14 protein-coding genes are annotated in these 16,821 nt (G+C 67.3%); 8 read left to right on the top strand and 6 right to left on the bottom strand.

Translation table 11 applies throughout. The features are described 5' to 3' along the window. Position 1: 1 nt before the first annotated feature. From HH800_RS22410 to HH800_RS22400, 3 genes are all read right to left on the bottom strand, one after another. Entirely contained in the window at positions 2-1,039 is a 1,038-nt protein-coding gene (locus HH800_RS22410; protein WP_169862495.1) for a dihydrodipicolinate reductase, read from the bottom strand. A 26-nt stretch (positions 1,040-1,065) separates the two neighbouring features. Beyond that, entirely contained in the window at positions 1,066-3,255 is a 2,190-nt protein-coding gene (locus HH800_RS22405) for a TonB-dependent receptor (protein ID WP_169862494.1), read from the bottom strand. Between the two features lie 132 nt (positions 3,256-3,387). After that, on the bottom strand, positions 3,388-5,052 hold the full coding sequence (locus HH800_RS22400) for an MFS transporter (protein WP_169862492.1): 1,665 nt from the start codon (positions 5,050-5,052) through the stop codon (positions 3,388-3,390). 160 nt (positions 5,053-5,212) lie between these two features. Between HH800_RS22400 and HH800_RS22395 the strand changes: the two genes are divergently transcribed. Both HH800_RS22395 and HH800_RS22390 read left to right on the top strand, forming a co-directional pair. Beyond that, a complete protein-coding gene (locus tag HH800_RS22395) occupies positions 5,213-6,469 on the top strand; it encodes an acetyl-CoA C-acetyltransferase (protein ID WP_169862490.1) in 1,257 nt (418 codons plus the stop codon). 82 nt (positions 6,470-6,551) lie between these two features. After that, a complete protein-coding gene (locus tag HH800_RS22390; RefSeq protein WP_004209468.1) occupies positions 6,552-7,016 on the top strand; it encodes a MarR family winged helix-turn-helix transcriptional regulator in 465 nt (154 codons plus the stop codon). Between the two features lie 113 nt (positions 7,017-7,129). Here HH800_RS22390 and HH800_RS22385 read toward each other — a convergent pair whose 3' ends face one another. Both HH800_RS22385 and HH800_RS22380 read right to left on the bottom strand, forming a co-directional pair. After that, positions 7,130-7,432, bottom strand: a complete 303-nt coding sequence (locus HH800_RS22385) for a hypothetical protein (protein WP_004209466.1) — start codon at positions 7,430-7,432, stop codon at positions 7,130-7,132. Positions 7,433-7,631: 199 nt separating this feature from the next. Then, positions 7,632-8,423: an SDR family oxidoreductase gene (locus tag HH800_RS22380; protein ID WP_169862488.1), complete on the bottom strand. Its 792-nt coding sequence runs from the start codon at positions 8,421-8,423 to the stop codon at positions 7,632-7,634. 219 nt (positions 8,424-8,642) lie between these two features. Between HH800_RS22380 and HH800_RS22375 the strand changes: the two genes are divergently transcribed. From HH800_RS22375 to HH800_RS22355, 5 genes are read left to right on the top strand one after another with little or no spacing between them, the layout of a single operon-like run. Further along, positions 8,643-9,869, top strand: coding sequence for a CaiB/BaiF CoA transferase family protein (locus tag HH800_RS22375; protein WP_037518760.1), 1,227 nt, complete (start codon positions 8,643-8,645; stop codon positions 9,867-9,869). Positions 9,870-9,905: 36 nt separating this feature from the next. After that, positions 9,906-10,196, top strand: coding sequence for a hypothetical protein (locus tag HH800_RS22370; RefSeq protein WP_169862486.1), 291 nt, complete (start codon positions 9,906-9,908; stop codon positions 10,194-10,196). Positions 10,197-10,206: 10 nt separating this feature from the next. After that, positions 10,207-11,703, top strand: a complete 1,497-nt coding sequence (locus tag HH800_RS22365; RefSeq protein WP_169862484.1) for a class I adenylate-forming enzyme family protein — start codon at positions 10,207-10,209, stop codon at positions 11,701-11,703. Between the two features lies 1 nt (position 11,704). Next, positions 11,705-12,859, top strand: a complete 1,155-nt coding sequence (locus HH800_RS22360) for a CoA transferase (RefSeq protein WP_169862482.1) — start codon at positions 11,705-11,707, stop codon at positions 12,857-12,859. Continuing rightward, complete coding sequence (locus HH800_RS22355) at positions 12,853-14,247, top strand: amidohydrolase family protein (RefSeq protein WP_169862480.1); 1,395 nt, start codon at positions 12,853-12,855, stop codon at positions 14,245-14,247. The genes HH800_RS22360 and HH800_RS22355 overlap by 7 nt, the downstream gene beginning before the upstream one ends. Here the strand turns inward: HH800_RS22355 and HH800_RS22350 are convergent. Continuing rightward, entirely contained in the window at positions 14,209-15,156 is a 948-nt protein-coding gene (locus HH800_RS22350; protein ID WP_169862478.1) for an enoyl-CoA hydratase/isomerase family protein, read from the bottom strand. The genes HH800_RS22355 and HH800_RS22350 overlap by 39 nt on opposite strands. A gap of 73 nt (positions 15,157-15,229) precedes the next feature. On the opposite strand from HH800_RS22350, the gene HH800_RS22345 reads away from it, so the two are divergent. Then, on the top strand, positions 15,230-16,801 hold the full coding sequence (locus HH800_RS22345; RefSeq protein ID WP_169862477.1) for a class I adenylate-forming enzyme family protein: 1,572 nt from the start codon (positions 15,230-15,232) through the stop codon (positions 16,799-16,801). Positions 16,802-16,821 lie beyond the last annotated feature (20 nt).

Genomic DNA, 16,821 nt, shown 5'->3' with positions numbered 1-16,821 from the left:
CTCATCCCAGTTGCGCGATGATCTGCGGCAGGTCGGCGGTGGTGCGGATGCCCGGCGGCGCATCGCATACGGCCGCTATGGCATTCACCGCGCGGTGGGCGGTCAGGCCCGGCGTGAAGGCGGCATAATCTTCCGGCGCCACCGGGAAGCTGATGTTGACGTCGAGTGGGGTGTCGCCCTGCACCTGGATACGCCAGCCGGACTCGCGCAATTCCCAGTCGGGCCGGTCTATGTCGCGGGTGCAATACCAGTTGGCGCGGAAGCGCAGCACGGCCTTGTCGCCCCGCATCCCCGATATGGTGATGCGCTGGGCGCCGACGGTGCCGGCGGCGATCGTGCCGGCCGCGATCGTCACATCGCGGGTCGCCGCCGCCATTTCGCCGAATGCCTCCCACCGGTCGACCACGATGCCGGCGGCGTCGGCCAACTGGGCGAGTGACCCCGCAAAATCATGCTTCACATAATCGACCTTGCGCTGGTCGAACGCGGTCGGCGCGACCCCATAGCCCATGATGTTGAACAAGAGGTCGGGTGAATCCCGGCTTTCCATGTCGGCGAACTCGTCGATCGTCAGGCAGTCATGCCGGCGCGAGAGCGAGAGCAAGGGAATGGTCAGCGCCTCGGTCACGAAACCGGGGCTGGAACCGGTGCTGTAGATCGCGCTGTTGCCGGCCTGGCAGGCCGCCTCGATCCGGGCGCGGACATCCGGGTCCATCGAGGCGGGATGGTGGAAATCGCCGCGCGTGGTGACGACATTCTTGCCCGATGCCAGCAGCCGGCACAGTTCGTCGATGTCGGTCCCCTGCCGCATATAGAGGACGCAATCGGCCGGGGTTGCGACCAGTGCGTCAACATCGCTGGTCGCAACGATGCCCTGCGGCGCGGTGCCGGCGAGCACACCGGCATCCTGCCCCGCCTTGGCCGCCGAACTGACCCACAGACCGGCCAGGTCCAGCCCCGGATGCTCGATCACCGCGCGCAGGGCGCGGCCGCCGATATTGCCGGTGGCCCACTGGATCACCCGATAGTGTTTGCCCATCGCCATCCTCTCCCTTGCCGCGCCGATCAGAATTTGACGCCGGCCTGGACGCCCCAGGTCGCGGGCGCACTCCAGACATTGCCGATGCCGAAATTATTGCTGAGCACCTGGGTGCGGTAGCGGCTGTCGGTGACATTGTCGCCGAAGACGGCCAGCGAGAAACGGTCGCTGGCGTCGGTCCATTCCGCGCGCAGCGCCAGCACCTCATAGCCCTTCTGCGCGAACTGGGTGCCGGACGGGCCGAAATAGAATTTCGAGGTGTAATAGAGATTGCCCGACAGGGCGAGCGACCCGCCCGCCAGATCGAGCGTGTAGCGCGCCCCGACATTGCCGGTGAAGTCGGGCGTGCGCTGCATATGCACGTCGTTGAGCTGGGTCGGCACGACGACGAAGCTGATCCCCTGCGCCGCGCAACTGGCGAGCGTGCAGCGCGTATAGATCGGCGCATCCTCGAAATTGGTGTAGCGCGCATGGGTATAGGCGGCGCCGACATTGAACTGGAACCGGTCGGTCAGCCGGTAGGAGAGCTGGCCTTCCAGACCATAGATTTCCGACGAGGCGGCGTTGATGATCTGGGCCGAGGGCGGGTTGCCGCGATAGAGCGACACCTGCAGATTCTTGTAATCATAATAATAGGCCGACAGATCGACCGACAGGCGCCGGTCATCATATTTGAAGCCGGCCTCAAAGGCGTCGATATCCTCCGGCGCGACCTTGTTGCCGGTATTGCCGCCGACGTCGAGAATGCCCGACTTATAGCCCTTGCTATAGGAGGCATAGACGCTCGATTCCTCGCTGGGCTTGTAGCGCAGCACCGCGCGCGGCGTGAACTTGTTGCCCTTGAGGTCGGGCACATAGGTGCGCACGCCGGAGAAGGGGATGATATAATAGGCGTCGCCGATCCTGTCATGGCTGTAGCGCCCGCCCACCGTCAGGAACAGGTCGGGCGTGAAGGCATAGGTAAGGTCGGCAAAGGCCGCATAGGATTTGCTGTTGGTGCCCGAACCGCCCAGCGCAATGCTGGCGAGCGGATCGCCGGCGGTCGGCGTGCCGACGCGCGTGCCCCATCGGTCCTTGTTGTTGAAGTAGAAGAGGCCGGCGGTCCATTGCAGCGGCCCGCCCGGCTTCGAGGTCAGCAGCAATTCCTGCGATACGGTCTGGCTGCGTACCGGAATGTGCAGCAGGAAGATGTTCGCCGCCGTGCTGTCCAGATCCTCGACGATCAGCGAATTTTCGTCGCGATACTGGGTGTAGGAGGTGAGGTCGGCAAAGCCCAGGTCCGCCTTCAGCGTCCCCTGGATCACATCATTGTTCGACAGGAATTCGGTCGGGCCGCCGGTCGCCACTTCATCATGTTTGGTGGCGTAGAGGCTGGGCGGCAGGTTGGTGCCCGCGCCGCCAATATCGTCGCCGACATAGATATTGGTGTTGAGCAGGGTCGGATCGTCGGTGTCGCTATGGGTATAACGCAGCAGCAGCGACACGGAATCGCTCAGGTCCGCCTTGATCCCGGTGCGCACCGACCAGTTGCTGTAGCGCCCGTCCCGGTCGCTGCCGGTGATGATATTGTGGACGAAGCCGTTGCCGCGCCGGAACAGCCCTTCGACATCCATCGCCACATCCTGGACCACGCCGAAGGTGGCATAGCCCTGCACCGCCAGGCTGTTGAAGCGGCCATAGCTGACCTTGAACTCGCCCGCGCCGTCGCTGCTGGGATCGGCCGTGGTCAACAGGATCGCGCCGCCGGTGGTGTTGCGACCGAACAAAGTGCCCTGCGGTCCTTTCAGCACCTGCACGCTTTTCAGGCTCATCAGCTGGAAATCGGCCGCCAGCGGGTTGGGCGAATAGAAGCCGTCGACATAGATGCCGACATTGGCGCCGCCGCCCGAGCTGGCGACCGCTGTGCCGACACCGCGAATGGTCGGCTGGACGAAGGCGGCCGCGCTGTCGAAGCGCAGCGCCGGGGTGACGGTGGCGATGTCGGTGAGCTGGCTGGCGCCGGCGCTGGTCAGTTGATCCTGGGTGACGGTGGTGATGCTGATCGGCACGTCGCGCGACAATTCGGCACGGCGCTGGGCGGTGACGATGATCAGATCCTGATCATTCTGGGCTGGCGGCGGCGCCGCCTCCTGTGCGACAGCCAGGTGCGACACGGTGGCCAGCAGCATGGCCGCGCCAATGCCCGACGAACGAATAAGCGCCTTCCGATGGATCATCCTTGCCTCCCATGATCGGTGCCGGTGGTCCGGCCTTCCCTATGGGCGGCATGATAAGGCCGAGAACCGCGGTCTCGCGCGCAGATAAGCGGCCGGCGGCTGACTCATCGCCTCGGCGTTGCCGCGCACCGTTCAGGGGCCAAGATATCCGATCGTATCCTGTCGCGGATCGGGCGAGTCCGCGCGCCAGCGGACCGATCCGAATGGCCGCTCCAGCCGCCGCCGCACCCGCACTTCGCCGGCCTTGCGGTCGAAGGCGCGCGCCACCTGCTGCGCCAGCTTGTCGGCCTGGGTGAAACGATCGCGCATGTGCAGATAGTCGCCCCAGGTCGGGCATTGATAGCGCTCGGTCCACAGCGCGGGATTGGCGATGTCGCGCGCGATCGACCAGTTGAAGCCGCCATTGCGCATCCGGGTGCGCTGCACCTCCACCATCGCCGCACAGAAATCGCGCGCCTGGTCGGGATCGACATCATAATCGATCTCGATGATGACCGGGCCGGAACGACGGGTGAGCGCCATGCCGACTTCCGGTTCGCCCGCAATGATGAAGGGTTCGACATCCGCCTCGCTGGTCTCCGGCAGTGGCAGCAGCCAGCCCAGCAACGGCAATATGGCCAATGCCAGCCCCGATCCATAGAGGGCGATGTCGACCGACCAGCTTTGCGCCACCAGCCCCCAGAGCAGCGCGCCGATCGCGATGCCGCCGGTCAGTGCCGAGGAGAAGAGCGACAAGGCCCGCGCCGTCACCCAGCGGGGCGCCGACAGCTGCACCGAGACGTTGAACAAGGCGATGGTCAGGATATTGGCGCCGCCCGCGACCAGCAACGCCAGGCAGGTGAGCGGCACATGCCGGCTGGCCCCGACCAGCGCCAGCGCGAGGCCGCTGACCAGCGCCAGCACGGCGGTCGTCCGCTGCGTTCCGAAGCGATCGCGGCATGGCCCGACCAGCAGCGCCCCCAGCACGGCCCCCACCCCGCTGGCGCCCAGCAACAGGCCATAGATGCTGGCATCGCCGCCCAGCAGATCCTTCGCCACCAATGGCGCGAGCGCGGACGCCGACGCCCCGGCCAGCCCGAACAGGAAGGCACGCAGCAGCACCGTGCGGATCGCCCCGGCATGCAGCGCATAGCGCATGCCCGACACCATCGCCCGGTGGAATTGTTCGGGCGGCAGGCGCGCAGGGACATGACGCCGCTGCCAGGCGAAGAAGGCGAGAAACAGCGGCAGATAGCAGATGGCGTTGATCGCGAAGGCGGCATGGGCGCCGGCGGCCAGCACGATGATGCCGCCCAGCGCCGGGCCGAAGCTGCGCGCGACATTATAGCTGATCGTGCCCAGCGCGACGGCGGCGGGCAGCAGGCGCGGCCCGACCTGTTCGCTGATCGACGCCTGCCAGGCCGGCGAATAGAGCGCCACGCCCGCACCGATCAGCGAACAGAAGGCGAGCAGCATCCAGGGCGAACTATGCCCCGTCCAGGCCAGGAAAGTCAGCAGCGCGGCGCAGGCCATGGAGAAAGCGAGGCCGCTCATCGCGATCCGCCGCCGGTCGAACATGTCGGCAAAGGCCCCGGCGGGCAATGTCACCAGCATCAGCGGCAGCATCATCGCGGTCTGGACCAGCGCGACCATGCTGGGCGACGCGCTCATCCGCGTCATTTCCCAAGCCGCGCCGACGCCCAGGATCAGCTGGCCGAAATTGGAGAGAAGGCTGGCGGTCCAGATGCGGCGGAACACCGGTTCGCGCAGCGGCGCGAAGCTGCCGCCCGTCGCCTGCGCGACTTCGCCTTGCGCCATCCGTCTCCCTCCTCATCATCTGCCCGCCCAGCCTGCACCAGCCGGGCGACGCAGGCCAATCGGCGCGCGATCAATCGCCTGTGCGATTGGGGGCAGTCCCGCTTCCATGCGATAGGATGCGAGAGCCGCGCCTGCGGCAAAAGAGACCGGGAGAAGATGCTTGACCGACGCCTATATCATTGATGCCGTCCGCACCCCGCGCAGCATCGGCAAGATGGGCAAGGGCGCGCTGTCGCACATGCACCCGCAGCATATTGCAGTGGCGGTGCTGAAGGCGCTCAAGGATCGCAACAACCTCGACACCGCCGATGTCGACGACATCATCTGGGGCACCAGCGCGCAGATGGGGCTGCAGGGCGGCGACCTTGGCCGGATGGCGGCGCTCGATGCGGGCTATGACGTCAAGGCTTCGGGGGTGACGCTGGATCGCTTCTGCGGCAGCGGCCTCACCGCCACCAACCTGGCCGCCGCGCAGATCATGTCCGGCATGGAGGATCTGGTGATCGCCGGCGGGACCGAGATGATGTCCTATGTCACCTGGTACGGCCAGTCGCTGCGCGAGGCGGGGGTGAAGGCCGCTGGCGGCCTTGGCACCGGCAATATGCGGTTGCAGGAAAAACACCCCCAGTCGAACCAGGGCGTCGCCGCCGACGCGATCGCCGCCATGGAGGGGATCACGCGCGAAGATCTGGATGCGTTCGGCGCGGAGAGCCAGCGCAGGGCCGGCATCGCGCTCAAGGAAGGCCGCTTCGCCCGGTCGACTGTGCCGGTGCATGACGAGGATGGCAGTGTCGTGCTGGACCATGAGGAATATCCCCGCCCCGACACCACCGCCGAGCAGCTTGCCGGGCTGAAACCCGCCTTCGCCGCGTTCATGGACATGCCCTCGCGCCAGGATGGACCGACCTTCCGCCAGCTCATCAACCAGAAATATCCCGATCTGGCGATCGAGCCGCTGCATCATGCCGGCACCTCGTCCGGCGTGGTCGATGGCGCGGCCGCGATCCTGCTGGCCTCTAAAGCCTATGCCGACGCCCATGAGCTGAAGCCCCGCGCACGGATCGTCGCGACCGCCAATGTCGGCGACGATCCGACGCTGATGTTGAACGCCCCGGTCCCGGCCGCGCGCAAGGTGCTGGCCAAGGCCGGGCTGACCGTGGCCGACATCGATGTGTTCGAGGTCAATGAAGCCTTCGCCGTGGTGACGGAGAAGTTCATCCGCGATCTGGGCGTCGACCGCGCCAAGCTCAATCCCAATGGCGGCGCGATCGCGCTCGGCCACCCGATCGGCGCGACCGGGGCGGTGCTGATCGGCACCGCGCTCGACGAGCTGGAGCGCAGCGGTGGCCGTTATGCCCTGATCACCATGTGCGCGGCCGGGGGCATGGCGCCCGCGATCATCATCGAACGTGTCTGATCGGATCGTCCGGCCGCCGCGCTGCGCCGAACAGGAGGAGGCTGCTTTCGTTTCGCCGCGATGGCGCTATGCTGCGCGCACAATGGAAAGCCTGCAGGACAAGACACTCGCCGACAACCCGCCGGCGCTGATGCGCAACGCGACGATGAAGCTGACGATCATCGCGCGTCAGCTGCGCGCGCATTTCGACCAGAGCGTGGTCCGACTGGGCGTCACCCGCTCGCAATGGACGGTGATCGCGGCGGTCGCGCGCTATCCCGGCACGACCCAGCGCCATATCGCCAATCTGCTGGAAATGGCCGAGGCATCGGCCGGGCGGCTGATCGACCGGCTCTGTGCCGACGGCCTGCTGGAACGGCGGCAGAAGGATGATGATCGGCGCGCCCATGCCGTGTTCCTGACCGAGCGCGGCCAGGCGATCACCATGCAGCTGTCCGGCATCGCGCAGGAGAATGAGGAGGTCGCCTTCGCCGGCTTCTCGGCCGAGGATTTGAAGCGCCTCAACAGCCTGCTCGACACGATTTCGGAAAATATCGTCAAGCCCTGAAGGCCGCCGGCGCCCAGGCGCCCTTCCTTCCCGGACATAAAAAAGGGCCGCCCTGTGATGGGGCGGCCCATTCGCTATCGGCCGGCGCAGGGGAGGCCGCGCCCGGCGATCTCTTAGTGCGCGGTCAGCAGATCCTTCTTCGACAGGCTGGTGGTCAGCTTGCCGTCGGCGGCGGTCAGGCTCGACGCCGGCACGTTCACCATCTTGCCGTTGAGGATGATCTGCGCATTGCCATCGGCAGCGACGCGATAGATGGCGGCCAGACGATCGCCGCTGGCGGTGTAGAGCATCTTGCCCTTGTAGTCGGCGGCGGCAGTGGCCGCGCTGATCTGGACGGCTTCGCCAGCGGCAGCGACCTGCGGCAGGGCGGCAGCGGCGAGGGAGAGCGACAGGGCGATCTTGGCGAAACGAGTCATGGCACAACCTCTTCAACTAAAAACTGGTCGAGGAACTATATCCCCTTAACACTAAGCTAGGTTAGCTATTGCCGACGATAATGTCAACCTAGCTTAGTATTTATTTTTGCATGTGCGAACAGCGGCTTGAGCGGGCAGACAAAAGGCCGCGTCCATTCGGCACGCGACCTCTTCGTCCCATGGACGCAGCCCCGGTGATTCAGCGCGGCGGAAAGCGAATCGCGCCGTCGATCCGGAACAGCTGGGCATTGATGTAGCTGTTGCGTGTGATCTCCAGCGCCAGCCCGGCAAATTCCTCGGGCTTTCCAAGACGCTTGGGGAAGGGGACGCTGTTGTTCAGGCTTTCGTACATGGCCGGGTTCATATCCTTGAAGCGCAGCATCGGTGGCGTCGCAAAGATGCCCGGCATGATCGCATTGACGCGAATCCCCAACTCCATCAGGTCACGCGCCATGGGTAGCACCATGCCGTTGACCCCGGCCTTGAGCGAACCATAGGCGACCTGGCCGACCTGCCCATCCTGCGCCGCAGCACTGGAGGTGAGCAGGATGCTGCCCCGCTCGCCATCCTCCAGCGGGTCCAACCCGGCCATGCCGAGCGCCGCGATCGAGGCCATGCGATAGCTGGCGACCAGCACGCCTTCGGCCGAAATCGCATAATCCTGCGTCGACATGCGCTTGAAGCCGCCGGTCTCCTTGTCCTTAGACACGGTCTTGCCGCCCTTCGACACGACCGCGCAATGGACCAGGATGCGTTCCTGCCCCTGCGCCGCCCGCGCCGCGTCGAAACCCGCGAGCACGCTGTCTTCCGACATGATGTCGACCTTGCAGAAGGTGGCCCCGACCTCCGCCGCGATCGCCTGGCCGCTATCCTCGTTGATATCGAAGATCGCGACCTTCACGCCGGCTTCGCGCAGCGCCCGCACCGTCGCCAGCCCCAGGCCCGACGCACCGCCGGTCACCACGGCGGACAGGGAAGAGTCGAGTTTCATGGCATGTCTCCCACATCTGTTTTCGGACCGGCTATGGCACAGCAACAAGGCGGCTCAACCCATGACCCCGCCGACGCCGGCAATATCGCTGCGGCGCTAGGGGGCCGGGGCGCATCGCGATAGCGATAGCAGGCCCGCCGGACTTGCGGCGACCGGCGCAGCTTCTACCCTTTCTCCAACAGGTCGCATCATGCGGCGAATGAGGGGATGGCTGATTTTATGACCCAGGTGATGAAGGGGGTGCGCGTTCTGGAAGTGGCGCAGTTCACCTATGTGCCGGCTGCCGGCGCGATCCTGGCCGACTGGGGCGCGGACGTCATCAAGATCGAGCATCCGGTGCGCGGTGACACGCAGCGCGGGTTCCTGAACATGGGCGGGGTCCAGCTCGATCCGCTGCGCCACACCTTGTTCGAGCATCCCAATCGCGGCAAGCGCAGCGTCGGCATCGACCTGTCGACGGAGGAAGGCCAGGCCGTACTCTATGAGCTGGCCAAGAGCGCCGACGTATTCCTGACCAACTATCTTCCCCAGGTGCGGCAGAAGAACAAGTTCGACGTCGAGCATATCCGCGCAGTCAATCCGAATATCATCTATGCCCGTGGCAGTGCGCTGGGCAACAAGGGGCCGGAGCGCGAGGTCGGCGGCTTCGACGGCACCTGCTTCTGGTCGCGCAGCGGCGTCGCCCATGCGATGACGCCCGAGGAACTGCCCGGCCCGCTGACCCAGGGCATTCCCGCCTTTGGCGATTCCATCGGCGGCATGTTCATCGCCGGCGGCATTTCCGGCGCGCTGTTCCATCGTGAAAAGACCGGCGAGGCGGTCGAGCTGGACGTCTCGCTGCTGTCCAGCGCCTGGTGGGCATCGGGCGCGCTGATCGCGCAGGTGATGGAGACCGACATCCTGACCCGCAACGGCATGCCGTCGTCCGGCGGGTCGCTGCGCAACCCCTTCATGGGCAATTTCCGCACCTCGGACGGCGGCACGATCAACCTGTGCATGGTCAGCCCCACCGGCCTGATCGCCGACACCTTCGCCCATGTCGGCGTGCCCGAGGCGGCGGACGATCCGCGCTTCAAGGATGTGCTGGCGCTGATCGAGAATGCCGGCGCGGCGAGCGACATATTGGTCAAGGCCTTCGGTCAGAAGCCCTTCGCCTATTGGCGCGAGCATTTGAAGACGATGAAGGGCCAATGGGCGCCGATCCAGAGCTTCAAGGATCTGCTGACCGACGAGCAGGCGATCGCCAACGACATGATCATCGAGGTCGAGGGCGCCGATGGCGGCGCGCCGCTGCGGCTGGTGCGCGGCCCGGTGCAGTTTGACGGCCAGCCGGTGCAGACCACGCGGTCGCCCCAGGCATCGGAACATACCGAACTGGTGCTGATGGAACTAGGCGTCGAGTGGGACCAGATTGAACAATGGAAGGCCAGCGGCGCTATCGCCTGAAGGGGCGACGTCGGGGGGCTGGAAGGCAGGAATGATATGAAACCGGGTACGAAACTGAAAAGCGCGGTGTGCGACACCGAAGTGATGGTGATCCGCAGCGGCACTGGCACGATCGAATGCGGCGGCAGCGCCATGGGCGAAGCCAAGCCGGAAGCGGTTGGCACGCCCGCCGCCGATTTCAGCGCCGGCACGCTGATGGGCAAACGCTATGTCGATCCGGCCGGCAATTTCGAATTGCTGTGCGTCAAGCCGGGCAAGGGCTCGCTGTCGGTCGACGGCGTGGCCCTGAGCCCCAAGGACGCCAAGCCCCTGCCCGCTTCGGACTGACGCCCATCCCATGAACATCGCCCTGTTCCTCGAAATGGCGGCTGATGCCGCGCCCGACCGCATCGGCCTGGTCTGTGACGGCCAGCGCTGGAGCTATGCCCGGCTGCTGGCTGGCGCGCGCGGCGCCGCCGCGCTGATCCGGGACAGTGGCTGCAGCCATGTCGCGCTGCTCGACGAAAGCAGCGAGGCGGCGGCGATGGCGCTGTTCGGCGCGGCGATTGCCGGCGTGCCCTATGTGCCGCTCAACTATCGGCTGGCCGACGCGGACCTCGCCGCGCTGCTGACGCGGATCACCCCGGCGCTGATCGTCGGCGATGTCGCACGGGTCGAACGGCTCTGCCCCACGGCCGACAACAAGGTGCTGGCGCGGGCCGATTTCGTTACCGCCGCGCTGGACGCTGCGGCCGATGCACCGATCGAGGCGGACGAAGGCGATGGCGTCGCCATCCAGCTCTTCACCAGCGGCACGACCGCCGCGCCCAAGGCGGCGATCCTGCGCCACGCCAATCTGGTCTCCTATATATTGGGCACGGTCGAGTTCGGCGCCGCGCCCGAAGAGGATGCCGCGCTGGTCAGCGTGCCGCCCTATCATATCGCCGGCATCGCCGCCCTGCTCAGCTCTATCTATGCGCTGCGCCGCATCCTGCTGCTCCCCGCCTTCGATCCGGCCGCCTGGCTGGACCTGGCGGCAAGCGAGCGGGCGAGCAATGCCTTCGTCGTGCCGACCATGTTGTCGCGCATCATCGAGACCGTCGACAAGGGCAATCACCCCGACCTCAGCAATTTGCGCGCGGTCGCCTATGGCGGCGGCAAGATGCCGCTGGAGTTGATCCAGCGCGCGCTCGACCTGTTTCCCAATACCGGCTTCACCAATGCCTATGGCCTGACCGAGACCAGTTCGACGGTCGCCCTGCTGGGGCCGGACGAGCATCGCGCCGCCCATGTCGCGACCGATCCCGCCGCCCGTGCTCGGCTGGCGTCGGTCGGCCGGCCGCTGCCGACGGTCGAGATCGAGATTCGCGACGAGGATGGCCGCTGCCTGCCAGCCGGCGAGCCGGGCGAAATCTATGTCCGCGGCGACCAGGTGTCGGGCGAATATCGCGAGCGCAGCGCGCTCGATGCCGATGGCTGGTTCCCGACCCGCGACGCCGGCTATATCGATGCCGAGGGCTATTTGTTCCTGTCGGGCCGCGCCGACGACGTGATCGTGCGCGGCGGCGAGAATATCTCGCCCGGCGAGATCGAGGATGTGATGCTGGCCCTGCCCGCCATCGCCGAAGCGGCGGCGGTCGCCATCCCGTCCGCCGAATGGGGCGAGGCGGTCGGCCTGATCGTGGTCGTGCGCGACGGCCATGCGGCGCCGGCCGACGAGGAACTGAAGCAGGTCATCCGCGCCCGGCTGCGTTCTTCGCGAGTGCCCGAGCGCGTGCTCTTTGCTAAGAGCCTGCCCTATAATGAAATGGGCAAGCTCCTCCGCCGGGAAATCAAGAAGCTGTTCGCAGCCTGACATGGCTCTCGCCCTGCCGCTTGCCGGCTGGGCCGAGGCGCAATTGCAGGCGATCCGGGCGCTGGCGGGAACGCCGGTGCTGGGTGGTTTGAGCGGCGCGCAACTGCTGGGCGAACGGGCGACGCTGAACGGCTTTGCCATACCGGGGCGGCGCTCGGCCGGGGGGGGATGCCGGCTCTACGACACGATCGACGGACAGGTCGCGCTGACCCTGGCACGGGCCGACGACCGGGAGTTGATGCCGGCTCTGTTCGGCGATGTCGGCATCGAAAGTGACAGCGATATTGTCGCAGGCTTCGCTACTGCGCGGATGGTGGAGATCGTGACACAGGGGCGGCAACTGGGCCTCGCGATCGCCGCCATCGACGAGGTGCCGGCCAGCCCGGCCTGCCGCCTGATGATGACAGGGGGTGCCCGGCCGATGCGCGACCGTCTGCCGCTGGTGATCGACCTGTCGGCGCTGTGGGCCGGGCCGCTGGCCGGGCATCTGCTGGGGCTGGCCGGCGCGCAGGTGATCAAGGTGGAGAGCCGCAACCGGCCCGACCGGATGCGCACGGGCGATCCGCTGCTGTTCGGGCGGCTGAACCAGCATAAGGCCAATGTCGCGATCGACCTGCGCGACGCGGAGGATCGGGCGGCGCTGATCGCGCTGATCCGCCGCGCCGACATGGTGATCGCTGCCGCGCGGCCGCGCGCGCTGACGCAACTGGGGATCGATGCCGATGCGCTGGTGCGCGAGGTGCCGGGGCTGGTGTGGGTGACGATCACCGGCCATGGCGCGGAGGGCGACGCCGCCCATTGGATCGGCTTTGGCGATGATTGCAGCGTCGCCGGCGGGCTGAGCGCCGCATTGCGGCGGGCGAGCGGGCGGATCGGCTTTGGCGGCGATGCCTGCGCCGACCCGCTGACCGGGATCCATGCTGCCCACCTGGCGCTGGCACAGTGGCATGGCGGCACGGGCGCGCATCTGCTGTTGTCGATGAGCGCCGTGGTGGCCGAGGCGATCGGCTGGGAACGGGCGCGCGACGACGCGGGCTTCACCGCGACGCTGCAACGCTGGGCCGAGGCCGAGGGCCTTGCCTTCCCCGCTCTTCCATCGCGAACCACGGGGCCGGTCGCGGCGCTGGGACAGGATAATGGGGCCTGGCTATGCTGATCCGCGACGCCGAACTATGGAGCATGGGCCGGGCCGACCTGCGCATCGCCGACGGGCGGATCGCGGCGATCGGCACGCTGGCCCCTCTGCCCGGCGAAGCGGTGATGGATGCGGGCGGCGGCGCCCTGCTGCCCGGCCTGCACGACCATCATATCCATCTTGCGGCCTATGCCGTCGCCCGCGCCTCGCTGCCCTGCGGGCCGCCGACCGTGACCAGCGAAGCCGATCTGGCCGCCGCGCTGGCACAGCCGGGCGAGGGCTGGCTGCGCGGCATCGGCTATCATGAAAGCGTCGCCGGACTGCCCGACGCGCGGACGATCGACCGATGGCAGGCGGAACGGCCGGTGCGCATCCAGCATCGGTCGGGGCGCATGTGGCTGCTCAACAGCCGGGCATTGGATCTGCTGCTGGCGCTGGGCGCGCCGCCGCCGGGGCTGGAGCGGATCGACGGGCGCTGGACCGGACGGCTGTTCGACGAGGATGGCTGGCTGCGCCGGGTGCTGGGCGGCACGCCGCCGGCGCTGGACGCGGTGGGGGCCGAACTGGCGCGCCATGGCGTCACCGGCGTTACCGACATGTCGCCCGGCAATGACGGTGCGAGCCTTGCCTGGTTCGCCGCCGAGCGAAGGGCCGGTCGCCTGCCCCAGCATCTGGTTGCCGCCGGCACGCTGACGCTGGGTGACACACCGCCGCCGCCCGGCATCGCGATCGGCCCGGCCAAGCTACATCTGCATGAAAATGCCCTGCCCGACTTCGACCAGTGCGTCGCTTTCCTGCGCGCCGCGCATGAGCAGGGCCGGGCGATCGCCAGCCATTGCACGACCGAGACCGAACTGGTCTTCACCCTCGCCGCGCTGGCACAGGCCGGCGCGCGGCAGGGCGACCGGATCGAGCATGCCGGCGTCACCCCCGATGTGCTGCTGGAGCAGATGGTCGAATTGGGCGTGCAGGTGGTGAGCCAGCCGCATTTCATCGCCGAGCGTGGCGATCAGTATCTGCGCGATGTCGAACCGCGCGAGCGGCCCTTGCTCTATCGGCTGGGTGCCTTCGCCCGCGCCGGGCTGGTGCTGGCGGCGGGCAGCGACGCCCCCTATGGCGTCGCCGATCCCTGGGCGGCGATGCGCGCGGCGGTGGCGCGCAGGACGGAGAGCGGCGCGGTGATCGGGCAGGATGAGGCGCTGACGCCCGAAGCGACGCTCGCCCTCTATCTCGCCGATCCGCTGGACCTGCGCCGGCAACGCAGCATGGTCGTCGGCGCGCCGGCCGATCTGTGTCTGCTGGATCGTCCCTGGGCGCAGGCACGGGACCGCCTGCGGGCGGAGGATGTCGCGATGACGTGGATCGGCGGATCAGTCGTCCATGATCGTGTCGACCAGACCCCAGCCTAGGGCCGTGCGGGCGTTGATCCGCTTGCCCGACAGGATCATCAGCGCCGCGCGTTGACGCCCGATCCGGCGGCTGAGCGAGACGCAGCCGCCTGCGCCAGGAATGATCCCCATCGCCAGTTCGGGCAGATGGAACCAGGCGTCGGCGCTGGCTGTGATGTGCCCGGCAAAGGCCGCCATTTCCAGGCCAGAGCCGACACAGCCACCCTGCACATGGACCGACAGCCGATCGGCGCATCCCAGCAGCGCATGGGCCGGCAATGTCTGCATCCTTATGTCATGCGCGGTCGCCGGATCGCGCGTGGTGCCAAATTCGCTGAGGTCCGCGCCGGTGCAGAAGCTGCGGCCCGCGCCGCGCAGGCTGACATGGGTGATGTCAGGATCGAACGCGGCAATGCCGAACGCCGCGCGCAGCCCGTCGCGCAGATCGCGGTCGATGGCATTATGGGCATCTGGCCGATCGATCAGGATCGACAGCCGGTCACCGTCCCGATCAACCCGGATGATGCCGGGCGACTGCATCGGCGCGGGCATTTGCGCGGCCAGCCAGCGGGCATGGCCGGCGCTGCCCTGAAGCAGACCATAAGCGAGCGATTCCGCGACCAGCGCCTGGGCCGGGTCCAGCCCGTCGATCAGCCGCAGCAATTGCACCAGCACCCGCGCCGCTTCCGGCTGAGCCGCGATCTGCTGCGTGATCGCATTGAGCGAGACCGGCAGTTCGACCAGCGCGTCCAGCCGCAGCGCGAGCGGGTGGGTCGGATCGCCGATCCCCAGCAGCGGAAAGGGTGGCAGGTGCAACGGCACATCGGTGCGCGGCGCCCGGTCGAGATCGATCAGGCCATAGGCTTGCACCTCCCCGGCCCAGGGAAGGGTCAGGCCATCGGGGTCGATCAGGGCGGCATGGCCGGGCATGGGTGGCAGGGTAGGACCGGGCCGAAGCGCGGCAAAGGCGGACGCAGCACTGATCGCCAGGGCGTTGCGGACAATGGCTGACCAGCGCCGCGCCCTGCCGCAATATCATGCCATGGAGACGGATCACCCCAGTCTGCGCGCGCTCGCCGCCGACGCCCTGCAACGGCCCGCCGATCAGGCAGCGATCCTTTATGAGGGCGAATGGATCGCTTGGGGAGCGCTGCGCGCAGTAGCCGAAGAGATCGATGCGGCACTGGATGCGAGCGGCATTGCGGCGGACGCCCCGGTCGCCTTCGTCGCGCGCAATCGGCCGGCGGCGCTCGCCGCGCTGCTGGGCCTGATCGCGCAGGGGCGGACGATCCGCATGATCTATGCCTTTCAGTCGGACGCCGCCATTGCCCGCGATCTGGCGCGCATGGCGCCCGCCGCGCTGGTCGCCTTTGTCGAGGATATCGGGCCGGACATCCGCGCGGTGCTGGCGACGGAAGGGATAGTAGCGGTCGCGATCGACGGCATGGCCGCTGCCGCCATGCCGGATCATGGATATGCCTCGCCAGAAGTTCAGCAACGCCACGGCCCCGCCGCGCCACAGATCGAGATATTGACCAGCGGCACCACCGGACCGCCGAAAAGCTTTGCCGTGCCTTATGCGCTGCTGGAACGACATTTCCTCTCGACCCCGCTGACCCGGCAACAGGCGGACGATCCCCAAGCCGCACCGCCCTTCCTCCTCTATTTCCCGCTCGGCAACATCACCGGCCTCTATTCGACGCTGCCGATGCTGCTGCGCGGGCAGCGGGTCGAGCTGCTGGAGCGCTTCTCGCTCGCCGCCTGGCATGCCCATGTGCGGCGCTGGCGGCCCAGCCATGGCGGCCTGCCCCCGGCCAGCGTGCAGGCGGTGCTGGACGCCGACATAGCGGTCGAAGACCTCGCTTCCCTGCGCGCGATCGGCTGCGGCGCGGCGCCGCTCGATCCCGGCGTGCAGCAGGCGTTCGAGGCGCGCTACGGCATTCCCATCCTGCTCTCCTATGGCGCCACCGAGTTCGCCGGCCCGGTGGCGTCGATGACCGCCGCGCTCCATGCCGAATGGGGCGCCCGCAAGATCGGGTCGGTCGGCCGCGCCATGCCGGGCGCGCAGTTGCGCATCGTCGATCCAGACAGCGGCGTTCCGCTACCACCCGGCGCCGAAGGCCTGTTGGAAGTCATTGCGCCGCGAATCGGCCCGGACTGGATTCGGACATCCGACATCGCGCTGATCGATACCGATGATTTCCTGTTCCTGCGCGGCCGGGCGGACGGCGCGATCATCCGCGGCGGCTTCAAATTGCTGCCCGAGTCGATCGAACGCGCGCTGATGCTGCACCCCGCCGTCGCCGAAGCGGCAGTGACAGGCATGGCGGATCACCGGCTGGGGCAAGTGCCGGCGGCCGCGATCCGGCTTCACGCCGATTTTGCTGCACCTGCGATCGCAGCATTGGAAACGCATGTGCGCCAGCATCTTCCTGCCACCCATGTTCCGGTAAAATGGCTGTTTGTCATGGACTTGCCGCGCACGCCCTCGCTCAAGACCGATCGCCGCGCGCTGCAGGCGCTGTTTGCGAATATGTCGCCGGAAACGCAGAATGAGACAGAGAATATCACATAAACGAGAGCATCTCATTTTCT

The organism is Sphingobium yanoikuyae (genome assembly GCF_013001025.1).
Taxonomy (GTDB): Bacteria; Pseudomonadota; Alphaproteobacteria; order Sphingomonadales; family Sphingomonadaceae; genus Sphingobium; species Sphingobium yanoikuyae_A.
Note: the sequence above shows the minus strand (reverse complement) of the source record. Positions and strands in the feature narration are given on the sequence as shown.

Coding starts and splice junctions, on each gene's coding strand:
- HH800_RS22350 (WP_169862478.1), bottom strand. CDS start 15,156: ATGCCCGGCCATGCCGCCCTGATCGACCCCGATGGCCTGACCCTTCCC.
- HH800_RS22390 (WP_004209468.1), top strand. CDS start 6,552: ATGGAAAGCCTGCAGGACAAGACACTCGCCGACAACCCGCCGGCGCTG.
- HH800_RS22365 (WP_169862484.1), top strand. CDS start 10,207: ATGAACATCGCCCTGTTCCTCGAAATGGCGGCTGATGCCGCGCCCGAC.
- HH800_RS22355 (WP_169862480.1), top strand. CDS start 12,853: ATGCTGATCCGCGACGCCGAACTATGGAGCATGGGCCGGGCCGACCTG.
- HH800_RS22380 (WP_169862488.1), bottom strand. CDS start 8,423: ATGAAACTCGACTCTTCCCTGTCCGCCGTGGTGACCGGCGGTGCGTCG.
- HH800_RS22370 (WP_169862486.1), top strand. CDS start 9,906: ATGAAACCGGGTACGAAACTGAAAAGCGCGGTGTGCGACACCGAAGTG.
- HH800_RS22345 (WP_169862477.1), top strand. CDS start 15,230: ATGGCTGACCAGCGCCGCGCCCTGCCGCAATATCATGCCATGGAGACG.
- HH800_RS22375 (WP_037518760.1), top strand. CDS start 8,643: ATGACCCAGGTGATGAAGGGGGTGCGCGTTCTGGAAGTGGCGCAGTTC.
- HH800_RS22360 (WP_169862482.1), top strand. CDS start 11,705: ATGGCTCTCGCCCTGCCGCTTGCCGGCTGGGCCGAGGCGCAATTGCAG.
- HH800_RS22385 (WP_004209466.1), bottom strand. CDS start 7,432: ATGACTCGTTTCGCCAAGATCGCCCTGTCGCTCTCCCTCGCCGCTGCC.
- HH800_RS22410 (WP_169862495.1), bottom strand. CDS start 1,039: ATGGGCAAACACTATCGGGTGATCCAGTGGGCCACCGGCAATATCGGC.
- HH800_RS22400 (WP_169862492.1), bottom strand. CDS start 5,052: ATGGCGCAAGGCGAAGTCGCGCAGGCGACGGGCGGCAGCTTCGCGCCG.
- HH800_RS22405 (WP_169862494.1), bottom strand. CDS start 3,255: ATGATCCATCGGAAGGCGCTTATTCGTTCGTCGGGCATTGGCGCGGCC.